This is a genomic window from Thalassospira indica (genome assembly GCF_003403095.1).
Taxonomy (GTDB): domain Bacteria; phylum Pseudomonadota; class Alphaproteobacteria; order Rhodospirillales; family Thalassospiraceae; genus Thalassospira; species Thalassospira indica.
Map to the genome: position 1 here is coordinate 4084568 of NZ_CP031555.1, position 15336 is coordinate 4099903.

11 protein-coding genes are annotated in these 15336 nt (G+C 54.8%); 3 read left to right on the plus strand and 8 right to left on the minus strand.

What is annotated here, in order from left to right; translation table 11 throughout:
- The first annotated feature begins 7 nt into the window (after window positions 1-7).
- Window positions 8-1621: an acyl-CoA dehydrogenase family protein gene (locus DY252_RS19125; RefSeq protein ID WP_064788837.1), complete on the plus strand. Its 1614-nt coding sequence runs from the start codon at window positions 8-10 to the stop codon at window positions 1619-1621.
- Between the two features lie 57 nt (window positions 1622-1678).
- On the opposite strand, the gene DY252_RS19130 is transcribed toward DY252_RS19125, so the two are convergent.
- From DY252_RS19130 to DY252_RS19165, 8 genes are all read right to left on the minus strand, one after another.
- Window positions 1679-3199 carry an FGGY-family carbohydrate kinase gene (locus tag DY252_RS19130; RefSeq protein ID WP_064788836.1) on the minus strand — a complete coding sequence of 507 codons (1521 nt, stop codon included), beginning with the start codon at window positions 3197-3199 and terminating at the stop codon, window positions 1679-1681.
- Window positions 3200-3203: 4 nt separating this feature from the next.
- The gene (locus tag DY252_RS19135; protein WP_245960860.1) at window positions 3204-4016 is read right to left on the minus strand and encodes a class I fructose-bisphosphate aldolase; all 813 of its coding nucleotides are present in this window, start codon (window positions 4014-4016) and stop codon (window positions 3204-3206) included.
- A gap of 72 nt (window positions 4017-4088) precedes the next feature.
- Window positions 4089-5783 (minus strand): glycerol-3-phosphate dehydrogenase/oxidase, encoded by a 1695-nt coding sequence (locus tag DY252_RS19140; protein ID WP_064788834.1) that lies wholly within the window; start codon window positions 5781-5783, stop codon window positions 4089-4091.
- An 11-nt stretch (window positions 5784-5794) separates the two neighbouring features.
- Window positions 5795-6790, minus strand: a complete 996-nt coding sequence (locus DY252_RS19145; RefSeq protein ID WP_064788833.1) for an aldo/keto reductase — start codon at window positions 6788-6790, stop codon at window positions 5795-5797.
- Complete coding sequence (locus DY252_RS19150) at window positions 6790-7752, minus strand: sugar-binding transcriptional regulator (protein WP_064788832.1); 963 nt, start codon at window positions 7750-7752, stop codon at window positions 6790-6792. The genes DY252_RS19145 and DY252_RS19150 overlap by 1 nt, the downstream gene beginning before the upstream one ends.
- A 20-nt stretch (window positions 7753-7772) precedes the next feature.
- Window positions 7773-8828, minus strand: coding sequence for an ABC transporter permease (locus DY252_RS19155; protein ID WP_082923469.1), 1056 nt, complete (start codon window positions 8826-8828; stop codon window positions 7773-7775).
- Complete coding sequence (locus DY252_RS19160; RefSeq protein WP_064788831.1) at window positions 8825-10357, minus strand: sugar ABC transporter ATP-binding protein; 1533 nt, start codon at window positions 10355-10357, stop codon at window positions 8825-8827. Before DY252_RS19160 ends, DY252_RS19155 begins: the two co-directional genes overlap by 4 nt.
- A gap of 119 nt (window positions 10358-10476) precedes the next feature.
- Window positions 10477-11514, minus strand: coding sequence for a substrate-binding domain-containing protein (locus DY252_RS19165; RefSeq protein WP_064788830.1), 1038 nt, complete (start codon window positions 11512-11514; stop codon window positions 10477-10479).
- Between the two features lie 604 nt (window positions 11515-12118).
- Here DY252_RS19165 and DY252_RS19170 point away from each other — a divergent pair.
- Both DY252_RS19170 and DY252_RS19175 read left to right on the plus strand, forming a co-directional pair.
- Window positions 12119-13873: a sensor histidine kinase gene (locus DY252_RS19170; protein ID WP_064788829.1), complete on the plus strand. Its 1755-nt coding sequence runs from the start codon at window positions 12119-12121 to the stop codon at window positions 13871-13873.
- Window positions 13842-15212: a sigma-54-dependent transcriptional regulator gene (locus tag DY252_RS19175; protein ID WP_064788828.1), complete on the plus strand. Its 1371-nt coding sequence runs from the start codon at window positions 13842-13844 to the stop codon at window positions 15210-15212. The genes DY252_RS19170 and DY252_RS19175 overlap by 32 nt, the downstream gene beginning before the upstream one ends.
- The last annotated feature ends 124 nt before the right edge of the window (window positions 15213-15336 follow it).

Here is a 15336-nt window from a genome sequence, read left to right on the forward strand (position 1 = left end):
CGCTGCCGTGATCCCCTTCAAAGCCCCGATTGACGATATTCTGTTTGCCCTGTCAGTGACCGGCGATGAAAACCATGCCGCAGAACACGGCTTTGATGCGGAAATCACCCGCGAAATTCTGGATCATTTTGCCCGCTTTGCCGAAGACGTCATCGCCCCGATTGACGAGCCGGGCGATCAGGAAGGCTGCAAAATCGAAGTTGGCCGGGTCCGGATGCCGCCCGGGTTTCGCGCAGCCTATCAGGCCTATGTCGAACAGGGATGGCAATCGATTTCACTGGCCGAGGAGTTTGGTGGTCAGGGTGCACCGGCCACCGTCTGTGGCCCGATCAGCGAAATACTGGCTGGGGCCTGTCATTCCTTTCAGATGGTCACTGGACTAGTCCCCGGTGCCGCCAGGCTGATTGCGCAATTTGGCACCGATGACCAACGCCAGACATGGCTTCCCAAACTGGCATCGGGCAGCCACCTTGCCACCATGTGCCTGACCGAACCGCAAGCAGGCTCAGACCTTTCAGATATCCGCACTGTCGCAAGCCAGCAAGAAGACGGCACTTGGGTTTTGACAGGGGAGAAGATCTTTATCTCTGGCGGGGATCAGGATCTGAGTGATGAAATCCTGCATCTGGTGCTGGCGCGGACTGGCACCCGCGAAGATGGGGTTCGGGGGCTGACGCTGTTTCTGTGCCCGTCCGATATTGGCGACACGGAACGCAACGCCATCACGGTCACCCGGATCGAAGAAAAGATGGGTTTGCATGCGTCACCCACCTGCCAACTGGCGTTTGATGGCGCAACCGCCACGCCGATTGGCCCGGTTGGCAAGGGGTTGATGTGCATGTTCACCATGATGAACCATGCCCGCCTTGATGTCGCCTTGCAGGGGGTGGCACATGCCACCCGCGCCCATCATATCGCCCAGAGCTATGCCGCAGAGCGCACGCAAGGCCGCGACCGAAATACCGGTCAATCGATTTCCATTGATCAGCATCACGACGTTGCGCGCATGATGGCCCGCCAAGACATGCTGGCCATGACCGGCCGGTTGATGGCCTATAAGACCTTTGCGTTGATGGAGATGGGTACAAATTCGGATCTGATCGAATTCCTGACCCCGATTTGCAAATCGTTCTGTACCGATGCCGGGGTTGAAGCCGCCCAGATCGGCATTCAGGTCCTTGGCGGCTATGGCTATTTGCGCGAATACCGGGTGGAACAAACACTGCGCGATGCGCGCATCTGCCAGATTTACGAGGGCACAAACGGCATTCATGCCCTGACCCTTGCCGGTCGTTTGACCCGCCACAAGGACGGCGCAAGTGCCAAGGCGTTCGAGGCCCTGATCAGCGACCTGATTGCGGGCACCCGCGGAGATACGGAGCTTGCAAAGCAGCTTTTGGCATACTGGCAACAAATGACATCAGAAATCATCGCCAGCGACACGCCTGAAAAATTCGCCCAGGACTATATGCAGATCAGCGCGGCAACCTATGGCGTGGCACTTTGGACGGAACTGGCGGATCGACTTTCACCCGATCAAACCAGCCGCTACGAAAAATGTCTGGCGCAGGTAAAGGAATGGGGCCGTGTCACACTGGCCTGTTGCAAGGCACGCGGATAGTTAATCAGTCACCTGCGCCCTGTCACGCCATCGCAGGACAGGGCGCAGGAATGAGCATCAAGAATTCACTGCCGCGAACCGCGCCCAGAACGGCAACATCGCCTTTTCAAGGTCATGCCACATCGCAAAGCGTTTGCGATAAATCTCGCTGGCATCCGGGTTCGGGCTGTAATGGCGGTCCATCGAAACCATGTTGTCGGCGGCCTGTTCATAACCGTGATACATTCCAACCCCGACGGCCGCTGCCATCGCCGCCCCCAATGCACCGGTTTCCTGACATTTTGCCACACTGAGCGGTAGCTCAAGAATATCGGCGATGATCTGTGGCCAGATTGGGCTCCGCGCCCCGCCGCCGGACAGAATGATCTTGTCAAACCGTGCCCCGGTTGCACGCAGTTTGTTCAAATGCTGCCGATGGGCAAAGGTCACACCTTCGTAAATGGCGCGCAACATATCGGCCCGCCCGTGCCATCCACCAACGCCAAAAAATCCCGCGCGTGCTGTACCGTTACACGGCGCACCATAAAGGTATGGATGGTAATAGGGCCCATCGAGACCAAAGGTGCTTTTGGCAACCAGTTCGTTGGCAAGATCAAATGGCGATTTTCCTGCTGCCACTTCGGCATCATGTTCAAGATATTCACGCACCAGCCATTCCAGATTGACGGCCGACGTCGCCGAACTTTCGATCGACATGAACCGGCGATCCGCATAGCCCGAGGACATGAAAATCTCGTTCTCGTTCTGGAAATCGACATTTTCGACAATGATCTGATTGATGCTCCAGGTGCCGACAATCATCGATGCCTGTCCCGGCCGTGCAACGCCCGAACCAAGGGCACTTGCGATCACGTCAAAGAAGCCGGCAACAACCGGCGTGCCTGCACGAAGACCGGTTTTGGCCGCAACATCGGCCGTCACGTGACCAACAACCTCGCTTGGATGGGCAAGACGCGGAAGCTTTTGGCGCGCATCCAGAATGCCGAATGCATCAAGCAGTTCGTCATCATAAACGTTCTCTGGCATGCGCAGCATGCCACATCCGCCCATGTCGGAAATGTCCGTCACCAGTTCATTGGTCAGCGCATGCGTCACGATGTCCTTGCACAACAAGACCGACTGCGTTGCCTCGTACATTTCCGGGCGTTCACGCTTGATCCATGCCAGCAAGGTTGGCGTTTGTGACACCCATGGACGTTGTCCGGAAATCGGATAAGTGATGTCCCCCACCCCATCGGACGCAAGCTTATCCACCAGCGCATTGGCACGTGTATCAAGCGATTGAATTCCCAGAAGGGCCTTGCCACCGGCACCAAGCAAATACAGCCCGTTGCCATGTCCGGCACTGCCGATGGCAGCGATATCGGAGGTATCAACGCCTGATTTGTCGATGACCTTTGCCACCACCTCAAAGAGGTCATGGCGCATCTGATCAATATCGCGTTCAACAAATCCCGGTGCCGGGCAGCGCGAAACAGCCTCCCGCGAGGCATGGGCAATTTCGCGCCCGTTGGCATCGAACAATACGGTTTTGACGACCGTATTGCCCGCATCAATTCCAAGAAAATAACGTCCCATGGTTCTATCCTTTGAGCCCAAGATAGATATCCCATGCTTTGGCGCCGTCTGCCTGATCATGGATCATCGCCATCAGGGCCGCGACAACCGCCTTTGGATTGTCATGCTGATAAATGTTGCGCCCATAGACCATGCCATGCGCCCCCTGTGCCATCAGGGCCGCTGAATTATCAAACACGGTTCTGAGATCGGCCTTGCCACCACCGCGCACAAGAACCGGGCAACGAGCTGCTTGCACAACATGATGGAAATCGTCGGGATCATCGGTTGGATCGGCCTTGATGATATCGGCACCCATTTCACGGGCCAGCCTTACCAGCGTTGTGACCTTTTCGGTATCCCCGTCGACGAGATAACCGCCACGTTCACTGTTTGGCTGCATGACAAGTGGCTCGATCATCAGCGGCATGCCATATTTTTCGCAGTCATTGCCAAGCTTCGAAATGTTCTTAACGCATTGACGGAAAAGATCAGGTTCATCTGGCAACATGAAAAGATTGACCACGACACAAGCCGCATCCATCCGCAAAGCCGGCAAGATCGGATCGGTTTCATTCTGCATCACCGCCCACATCGAACGATGGCGTTCCTTGTTATAGGGGTTGCCCATATCAACACGCATCACCAGTGCCGGCCGGTTTTCACCCGGAAGGGTTTGCAAAAGATCGGACTGCCCGTAATTCATCTGGATGGCATCGGGACGGGCATCAACCAAAGTGTTGATGACTGACTGGATATCTTCGAGACCCACCATAAAGCTCGGCTCGTTGCAGACGCCGTGGTCAATCGCAACATCGAGACAGCGACCGTTTTTCATCAAACGATTCAGGCGCACTTTTTTTGATAGATACATGTTTCCTCCTCTGACCGGAATTTCCGGTTATTTTTTTCAGACAATACTGTGTTTTTTGCCGAGCTCTTCGCGCAGCAATTGTGTGTGATGATCCAGTTCGGCTGCTGACCAGCCCAGAATGCCAGACATCAACGTTCCGATTTCCTCGATCAAATTGGGAGTGATCCCGCCTTCCAGACCGATACCCGTGCGGCGCAACAGGATGTCGGAAAGGCTTCGAACCTTTTCATTACGGATCAGGAATTCGATCTCGCGGCGCGAATAGGTTTCCGCTGCCACAAGCGGGCCATCCGGTTCGGCCTGACAGAACCGCGCAATATCAAGAGCTCTGCTGCCATACCTTTCGGCAAGGCGTTCAAGTGTTGGGCGATCAACAGCAAGATCGATCAGCTCTGCGCCGATCCAGTCATCAAGATCGCTTTCGGAGTTGGGAAAATCACGCCCACCGCCGATCTTCAGACGACGGGTATCGCAAACACGGTTCCGCCCCAGCCGCCGCAAAACAACATCGGCGATTTCTTCGCCAAACACACGGAAGGTGGTCCATTTGCCCCCAATCAGACTGATGACCGGGAAATCACGCTTTTCATTGGCTTCCTGTTCGCGGTGCGAATGATCGCGGCTGATCCGGCCGGTTGCATCCGCGTCACTGACAGGAAGCGGTCTGACACCGGTAAAGACATGAACAATATCGTCACGCGCGATCTCGATTTCCGGAAACACAAAGCGCAATGCGCCAAGCATGTAGTCCTTTTCGCTTTCCTCGCAGCGGGCAAGTTCCGGATCATCGATCAGGATGTCGGTCGACCCGACAAGCGACACACCAAGATAGTTAAAGGCAATGCAAATTCGGCCATCCGCATTCTCGTAATAGACCATCTGATCGCCAAGGGCGCTGGCGAGCTGCGCATTGCGGATCATCAGATGCGATCCCTTGGTCCCGCGCACAAAGCGCGGGGTATCGTTTTCCTGACCACCGGACAGGGCAAGATTGGTAAAATCGACCCAAGCACCGGTGGCATTCACCACAAGATCGGGCGTAATCGTCCCGGTTTCGCCAGTCAAACGGTCGCGCCAATGGAGTTCAGCACCGTCGACCTTTTCGACACCGATATAGGAATGCGCGCTGGCATTCGGGCAGGCCTGCTCGGTATCGAGGATCATTTCGACACCCAACCGTTCGGGATACTTCACCCAGGCATCGTAATAGATCGCGCCAAACTTCGCATCCTGTGAAAGATCGGGTGCCATGGTTTGAAGTTGCTTGCGCGAGACAAACCGATGCGCTGGCATGGTGCGGCTTTTGCGCGACAACCAGTCATAAAGCATCAGGCCGATCTTGATCATGATTGCGGATCGCCGCGACGGTCCGCTTCGCAAACCGATGAAACGCTTTAAAGATGCAAGCGAGCCATGAACCGTATCAAAAATCGGCACAAGCGTTGGCAGCGGAAAGACATAATGCGGTGCATTGCGCAGCAGGAAGTCACGTTCCTGCAAGGACTGCCTGACCAAGCGAAACTCGCCATTTTCCAGATAGCGCAACCCGCCATGGACCATGCGTGAAAGTGCCGCACTTGCACCGGAACAGAAATCCCTCTGTTCAAGCAAAACAACATCTACCCCCTGCAGGGCAAGATCACGGAACACACTTATTCCGTTGATCCCGCCCCCGACCACCACGACAGCGGCCCGTTTCGGGATAACTTTATCCTGAGAATTATGTGTCATCTCATGATCAATCAGGCGGCACGCGCAACAGGGCCAAGGTGGGCTGATATGGCCTTATCAATGATGGCCAGTTCGTCGGCACCCAGGACGATTTCACCGGCCTTTGCATTTTCTGCTGCTTGCTCGGCATTGCGCGCCCCGCAAAGCGAGAAGGTTATGCCCTTTTGCGCAATGGTCCAGGCAATCACAATCTGGCCCGGCTGCACATTGTGTGCATCGGCAATCGGTTGCAGGACCTTCATGAATTCGGCAACGCGTTTGCGGTTTTCAACCGAGAATTTCGGGTTTTCACGACGAAGATCGTCGCCTTCGAACACCCGGTCCGGGCCGATCTTGCCCGAAAGCAGACCAAGCGCCATCGATGAGTAGCTTAGTATCGCGACGTTATTTTCGACACATAGCGGGACCAGCTCGTCTTCAAGCTGGCGTTCGAGCATGTTGTAGCATTCCTGAATGCTGTCGAGCTGACCGGCCGCGAGATACTGCTTCATCTCGTCGGCGTTCACGTTGCTGATCCCGATCGAGCGGATCTTGCCTTCTTTTTTCAGATCAAGAAGGGTGCCCATGGTTTCGGAAATTGGCGTCGTCGGGTCCTGCCAGTGGGTGATGTAAAGGTCGACATAATCGGTGCGCAGACGCTTCAGACTTGTTTCAAGTTCGCTGCGAACAGACTCGGCGCCCAGATAGCGATGGATCTTCTTGTCATGTTCATCGACAAAATAGTTGCCCTTGTCCGTATCCCAGACCATGCCGCATTTGGTGGCGATCACCACCTGATCACGACGGCCTTCTATCGCCTTGCCAACCAGTTCTTCCGCACGGCCAAGCCCATAGGCCGGTGCGGTATCAATCAGCGTGATACCGGCATCAACGGATGCCTGAATTGCCTTGATGGAGTTGGCGTCATCGTGACCACCCCACATCCAGCCCCCCATGGCCCAGGTTCCAAGCCCAATTGCGGATGCCGATACACCGGATTTTCCAATTTCACGAATAAGCTGTGCCATCAGGCATCTCCTTTTAGTATGTCGCTGACCGCATAGGCGGTTTGCTCGTCTATCGCCAAAGTCGTCAGGAAATCACCGCGCAGGATGGCCGCAATCGGTTCTGCCTTGTGTTGCCCACTGGCAATGGCAAAACGGTGCGGGATCTGACGCAGTTCTTCGAGGGTAAGGGCAACCACACGGTCATTGCCCGAATAGTCACAGGGAGTTCCATCCTTGCTGATCAGATGTGCAAGCAATTCGCCGCTCGCCCCGGCGGCAAGGACTTCTGCCGGATCGATATCGTCATCAAGTGAAAGGTAGGTCGATGTACTTGCCCGCACGGAACCGATACCCATCACCGCAATGTCGGCCTTGCGGGCGATGTCAAAAACATCACGGATGGATCGTTCATCAAGCAGGGTATCGCGGGCTTCACGCGATCCGGCAATAATCGGCGCATGCAGTTGAAGTGCCCGCCCGCCAAGCTTTTCTGCCATCGCCATCGAGACCTGATTGACGTCGGTGTAATATTTCCCCTGAACCCCGCCGGTCCCGGGAACAACGGTTACGTCATAGCTACGTTTTGGCTTCATGGCCTCGACAATTGCGCTGACACCGACACCGCCCGAAATCGCAATCGTCATGCCGTCTTGGAGTTTCTCAAACAATGCAGCCGCTGCGGCATCGGCAGTCGATTTGATTGTGATCCTGGGATCTGTTGAAACTTCCGGCACCACGATCGCATTGTCGATCCGCCCCATTTCGGCAATCAGGGTGCCAAGATCCAGCATACTGCCAAACGGTGATTTTACCGTGATTTCAACCAGACCGCGTTCCTGCCCTTCCTTCACCAGTCGATTGACTGTGGTGTGGGACAGTCCGGTCATTTCTGCGATCTTGGCCTGGGAGATATTCTGTTGATAGAACATCACCAGAACCTTGTGCAAACGGCGTAGTCGCTCGAATTCTGTGCTGTTTGTCATTCTTTTTATTCCTGCCGCAATTACGATTTGGCCGACGCGCCGCGTTTGCGGCGGTTAAGCAGATGATCAGCCGATACCGCGACCAGAAGGATCAGACCGCGAATGATGTCCTGCCAGTAAACCGGGACGTCGAGAAGGATCAGCGAACTTGTCACCAGCGACAAAAGTGCCGCCCCCAACACCGCTCCGAAAATTGTGCCAGAACCCCCGTTCAGGCTGGCCCCGCCGATAACAGCGGCGGCAATAACGCTAAGTTCCATGCCGATGCCAAATTGTGGGGTCGCCGCACCAAATCGCGCCATATAGACAACCCCGGCCACACCGGACAAAAGCCCGCAAAGGGTCGAACAGAAGATCTTTATCCGTTTGGTCTTGATCCCTGAGAACAGCGCGGCTTTTTCATTACTGCCGGTGTAATAGACTTTGCGAAAGATGGTGGAATGCCGCAGCAAGAGATCGAAAAACACCACCAATGCAAAGAACAGAATGATGACAAACGGCATGCCGGCAATGTCGCCCTGTCCGATGAATTTGAAGCTTGGCGGCAGGCTGAACAGCGACTGCGGGGTCCCTTTGGTGATCAGCAGCGAAAGACCGCGCGCAATCACCATGAAGGCAAGCGAAACGATAAAGAAGTGAAGCCCGATGCGGGTCACGCATTGTCCCATCAGGAACCCGATGAAACCGCATACCAGAACGGCAATCATACTGGCCGTCCAGGGATCCAACCCCATCAGGAACAACTTGCCACCAATCACCATCGCCAGACACACGACCGAACCGACAGAAAGATCAATCCCGCCAACGATCAGAAGAATGGTCATGCCGACCACGACAATCCCCTCTATCGAGAAGGACAGCAACATGGCGCGGAAATTCTGCCAGGTCAGGAAATAGGGTGAGGCAAAGCTCATGGCGATGCAGATGATAAGGATGATGGCAACAAGCCCAGCTTCACGGGCCTTGAAGATTCCCAGCATTCGGCTTTGCCCCGCGTTTTCCAATTGGGTTGTCTCCGCTTTCAGGTTTTCGTCTTTTGATTTGGTTCGTGATTTCAGTGCCTTGACCAATGTCATGACGCTGCCTCCCCTTTCGTCATGACCGCTTTCTGACGCGAAATACCCGATGCCAGTTTCATGATTTCTTCTTCGGTCATGGTGTCGCCTGCAACTTCGCCTGCCATCCTGCCTTCGTGCAGAACAAGGATGCGGTCGCAAAGACCGATCAGTTCGGGCATCTCCGAAGAAATGACCAGAACCCCGACCCCGTCATCGGCAAGATTGCGCAGGATGGTGTAAATCTCGCTTTTTGCGCCGACATCAACACCGCGTGTTGGTTCGTCAAAAATGATGATGCCCGGATGCACCGAAAGCATCTTGGCAATCGCCACTTTTTGCTGATTGCCCCCGCTCAGGGCAGAGACCGGCTGGTTCACATTTGCACAGCGCAGCGACAGCAGACGCCCCAGTTCCTCGGCGCGTTTTTCTTCGGCGCGCTGGCGTACAAATCCCCTGCTGCTGACATGGCTGAGATCAAGAGCTGTAATATTTGCCGCAATCGACAAATCAAGAAACACGCCCGATCCTTTGCGATCTTCTGACAGATACACCAGACCGTTTTGAATGCTCTCGGCGTAGCTTTTGATGTCAAACAGCTTGTCGTGTATGCTGACAGTGCCGCTTTTCTTTCGGCTCAGGCCGCAGATCGCATGGGCAAGTTCACTGCGACCCGCCCCGATCAATCCGGCAAGACCAAGAACCTCGCCCTTACGCAGATCAAAGCTGACATCTTGCAAGAAGCTGTCATCACAAAGATCACGCACTGACATCAGCGAAGGTGTCGCATGATGAAGTTCGATATTCTTTGCCGGAAACTGATTAAGGATTTCGCGCCCGACCATTTTGGTCGCGATTTCATCGGGGCTGGTATCGGCTGTCATCAACGTGTCGATGAAAGTACCATCCCGAAATACCGTAATGCGGTCCGAAATCGCGAAGATTTCGGCCATGCGATGACTGATATAGATGATGCCGATATTGCGCGCCTTCAGGTCGGCAATGATCCGAAACAGCGCCTCGGCCTCGGTATCGGTAAGGGCGGCTGTCGGTTCGTCAAAAATCAGGACATCACAGTCAAGAGTCAGGGCCTTGGCGATTTCGACGATCTGCTGACTTGCGATCGGCAGGTTCCCGACCTTTTCATCGACCGGGATTGGTACCAGATCGGCGAGAACCTTTTTGGCGCGCTCGCGCAGTTCGCGATCATTCATCAGGAATGCGGTCCGCGAATTCGTTGCGGCCATCAGAATGTTTTCAGCAACCGAGATATCAGGGCACAGGGCAATTTCCTGATGCACCAGCCCGATACCGTGGGCCTGTGCCTTTGCCGGATCAGGCAGAACGATATCGCGCCCCTTGAAATGGATACGTCCGCGGTCAGGGGCAAACACACCACTGAGAATATTCATCAGCGTTGATTTCCCGGCGCCATTCTCGCCCATCAGGGCATGGACTTCACCGGGCATCAGCGATAGTTTGACACCGCGCAATGCCTGCACCGGACCGAATGATTTATGAATGTCGTCGACTTCTAGAATGGGCTGCATGAAACCGGCTGCCTTGCGATAAAAGAAGGGTATCCCTTCCTTCCGACCAATTGAACGTGGGAGGATCGAAAGGAAGGGCGTCTGGTCGCCATGGGAATGGCGACCAGATCTTGATGGCCTTACTCTTCAATACCTTTGGTACCACGACGCTTGAGATAGGCTTCCCAATAGAAGTCATCGGCATTCTCGGCAGTCACCACCGCATAGCCGTTATCAATATAGGGAACCATCATCGGGTTGGTGCCGCTGCGCTTGTAGTCGTTCATCGGATCGATCAGATCCGGATGGGCCGCAAGAAACAGGGAGATAAAGCCCATATATCCCTGAATGCCCTGGTTCGGGTTGATCGAACCAAACACCTCGCCCGCCTTGATCATATCCAGGATCTTGGCATTGACGTCTGCGGTCATGACCTTGATGTCGGCCTTGGTTTCAATTGCCGCCTGCGCAGCGCCCAACGCGCTGTTTGCTTCTGGCATGAAGACCGCGCCAAGGTTCGGGTGGGCCTGATGCATGGTCAGGACGGCATTATAAGCCTTGGTCGGATCCTGGTTTGACGCCGCACGGGCAACCAGCTTCATATCCGGGTGTTTTTCTTCCATGCGGGCGATGAAAGCCGAAACGCGGCGATCGTGGTTGTCCTGCCCAGGGTTTTCCAGGACGGCATATTCGCCAGATTCGCCCATGGCTTCGGCGATGGCATCCGCCGCGGCGGCGCCTTCGCGATCATTGTTCGACGTGATATAGGCCGAACGTTTTGAATTCGGAGAGTCTGCTGCGAAGGTCACAACAGCAATGCCCTGTTCAACTGCGCGGTTGATCGGTGCGATGAAAGGATCGGAGTTCATCGGATGGACCATGATGCCAGCCGGTTGACGCGCCAGGACCTGTTCAAAGGTCGCAATCTGCTTGTTCACATCATATTCCGGGGTGCCGGTATAAACCGTTTCACACCCCATCTGCTGTGCGGCCTGCTTGAACATTTCATAAACCGGGAACCAGTATTCAACGCCACTGACCATGACGTTCATGGCGTAAAGTTCACCCGGCTCACACTGGAACGCACTTTTCCTTGTGTCCTGCGCCATAGCCGAAGACGCAGTGAGAGTCATAAAGGCAGCTGCTGCTGTTCCCAGCAGCATTGATTTGATTTTCATGTTATCCTCCCTAATGCGGAACCAATTTCCGGGCTTTCCAGGACACGGTGTGGTTCGCACGATGTTATTTATGGTAGATATTTCATTGATCGAAATATCTACCATTCATTTGGATTGATCCCAATTCGGGAGTCAACATGAAATATATTTCAACCTTTTAGTTCGCCCGAAAAGCATTCCAAGCCAACGATTTCGGCAAGAAAAGAAATTTTCGCCGATCGTGTTCAACCTGCTTTTCGGTGATGACTTCGGGCGGAATCCCTGCCTGATGATCGCGTGACAGCGCCTAAAGTCACAGCGCTTTGCAAAGCTCAGAGCGAAAACTCTCAACATTATCGATAGGGACAACAGGCGCTTTGCCGCGACTTGATTTAGGTCCGGAAAGATAATCAGCCTGATACAACCACCCCCACCCGCGAATTGGCTGGGGTGAGAAAAGCGTATTTCAATGTTGCGCGTCATGGCGACGCCTATTTGATAGCTTGCTATTTTTACGGCAATTCTACACAACAAGAAGTAGGAACTTAACAAGCAGCGGCGCTTTCACAAGAGCCAAGCCGCGGTTAGAATTGTCTTGAAAGTTCCCGTCTAGGGGAGGCACCCGGTGGCCGGATTTCATTGGTCCCGAAATCAACGACTAAGCCTTGTTGGCCGATATACCTTGTTATCGGTCGGTGTTGTCGTGTGCGCGCTTCTGGCACTCAGTTTCTTTTATCAGCGCTTTTCCAATGAACTGATTGACCGTCTGACAGGTGAGCGGCTCAGCGCGCAGGTCGCGGCGACGTCAAACAAACTTTCTGCCTTTCTAGATGCGCGCATCTATCAGTTGGTCACCCTGTCAAACCACCCGGCCCTGCCGGCCTTCATTGAATCGCCAAACTCCCCACAGGCGGAAGAGGCCCTGACGCTGCTTCGGGTGGAGGCAGATTCGCCGGACCTTTATGGTGTGCTGTTTTTTGACTGGTACGATAATCTTGATCGACTGGTCGCAGGCCAAGCCGCATCCGGTCCCCCTTATTGGTCGAAAAACGGCTGGGATATTTCCGGCCTGCCGCGTGTCGAACATGAAGGCATTGAGTTTATCGGCCCCAAATTGCCTGAAAATGGCAATTCGGGCTGGATCTTGATGCGGGCCCATATCCGCGATACCGGCTTGGGGCAGAACACGTCTGTCGCCCTGCATGTGCGTCTAGCGTCCCTGACCGAGCTTCTGGCGAGTGCCGGGGTGTCGGGCGTGATTGATCCGCTTTTGCGTACGCCGGGCGGTATTGTTCTTGATGCCACCGGGCGCCCGACCGAGGTCACTGGCGAGCTGATCGAAGGCCCCAGCATCCTTCCGGGATGGAACCTTGTGATGAGTGTTCGACCGGGTACCATCCTGCAGCCGATTGATGAAACGCGCTTTTGGCTAGCGGTGACAGCCGCCGTCATCATTGTGATTATTCTGGCGATCTTTTTTGCCCTGTCGCGCAGCCTGCGCCGACGGGTCGATACACTTGTTCAGGGGGCACACAGTATTGCATCAGGCGATCTGTATTACCGCCTGCCAGAAGGTCGCCGTCGCGATGAAATCAGCACGGTCGCCAAGGCCTTCAATACCATGGCCTGGCAGCTTAAAGACCTGATTGATCGGACAGTGCGCGCTGAAAAGCTTGCCGTTCTGGGCCAGTTTGCCACCGGTGTGGCGCATGAGGTCCGCAATCCGCTGGCCACGATGAAAACCACCGTTCAGGCCCTTGTGCGCAAGGAACCCGATGGCGAACGCAAAACACTTTTGGATGATATGGGCCACCAGATTGATCGTCTGTCACGCGTGGTGAATGATCTTTTGGCCTATGGCCGACCCGGTGAAGCCTGCCCGCAAGAAACCGAAATACGGGATCTGTTCCGACAGTCATCGCGCGTCCTGACCCCGGTCGCCGAAGAGGCCCAGGTGCGGTTTTACACCAGCGGCGATTCCCGCCTGACGATCTTTGTCGACCCGGACCAGATGCTGCAGATCCTGCTGAATATCGGGATCAATGCCATTCAGGCCTGTCAGCCCGGCGGCACAGTGAGCCTGCGCGCAGAGCGCCATCAGGATCAGGTCGAAATCCGCGTCACCGATGATGGTTCGGGTATCCCCAAAGAGCATTTGCTTGACGTCGTGCAGCCATTTTTTACCATGAAAAGCAAAGGAACCGGACTTGGCCTGACAATCAGCCAACAACTGGTCGAGTCAAATAACGGTTCAATCAATATTGAAAGTGCCCCGCAAGAGGGCACGACCATCACATTGAAGTTCCCGGCAACGAAATCGGAAACTTCAAAGGAGGAAACATCAAAAAATGCCCCGCCAGATCAGGATTCTGATCGTTGATGATGAGGAATCGTTCGTCCGATCACTAAGCTTTGCGCTTCGTACCGAAGGCATGGATGTCACCGGCGTCCATTCCGGTGAAGATGCGTTTTTGCAAGTCCGTAAAAACAAGTTCGATATCATCCTGCTTGATCTGCGCCTGCCCGGTGCCAATGGTATGGAGGTCCTTGATAGCATCCGCAAACTTGATATCGACGTGCCCGTCATCATGATTTCGGCCCATGGCGATACCCGTGCGGCGGTGAAGGCCGTCAAACTTGGTGCCGCCGATTACCTTAGCAAGCCGTTCGAACTTGATGAGCTGATCCACACAATCAACACCACACTTGATCAGAACCGCACCGCGCTTGAGCTTGATTACCACCGCAAGCGCAATGTCCCGACCAACGGTCTGATTGGCGAATGCGCGCCGATGCGCGAATTGCGCACAACGATCGACCGTGTCGCACAAAGCAGTGCCAGCCGCATCCTGCTGCAAGGGGAGTCCGGAACCGGCAAGGCGCTGGTTGCGCGTGCCATTCACGGCGAAAGCCCGCGTGCTTCAAACGCCTTTATCGAAGTGAACTGTGCCGCCCTGCCAGAACAGCTTATTGAAAGCGAACTGTTTGGCGCCGAAAAGGGCTCCTACACCGGTGCGCATCAGAAACGCACAGGCCTTGTCCGCCTTGCCGATGGTGGCAGTCTGTTTCTGGATGAAATCGGCGAATTGCCGCTGGCGCTGCAGGCGAAGTTTTTGCACTTCCTTGAAAACGGCGACTATCGCCCGGTCGGAAGCGAACATTCCGCATCGGCCGATGTCCGCGTAATTGCCGCAACCAACCGCGACCTTGCCGAGGAAGTCCGTCTGGGCAATTTCCGTGAAGACCTGTTTTACCGCCTGAACGTCATCACCATTGATATCCCGGCCCTGCGCCACCGCGGTGAGGATATCATCAAACTGGTCGACCATTTCGCCGATCATCAGGCCAAGGCCGAAGGATGCCATCCGATCCATTTTGACGAGGCAACCCTTGATCTACTGCGCCATCATCGCTGGCGCGGCAATGTGCGCGAGCTTAAAAACCTGATTGAACGTTTGACCATTCTTTATCCGTCCAAACAGATTTCGCCGGACCTGCTGCCAGCTGAATTCCACGTCACGGATGATAACCCGGATGATCTGCATGGCGGATTTTCCGATGGTAATGCGCAATTGCAGGACCGCATGGACAACACCGAGCGTCATCTGGTGCAAGATGCGCTTGATCAGGCCGACGGTCACAAAGGCCGTGCGGCAGAAATACTTGGTATTTCACGTCATGCCCTGAAACGCCGACTACAAAGGCTGGGCCTGCAATAACCTATCCCCAACCCGAAGCATTTGCGATGCACCCTTGAGCGGTTTCCGCTCAAGGGTGTTTTGCTGTTTGAGCGCCTAACGCTCAAATTCGCGCTCAAGACCGCTCCATGATTTTGGCCCAAAA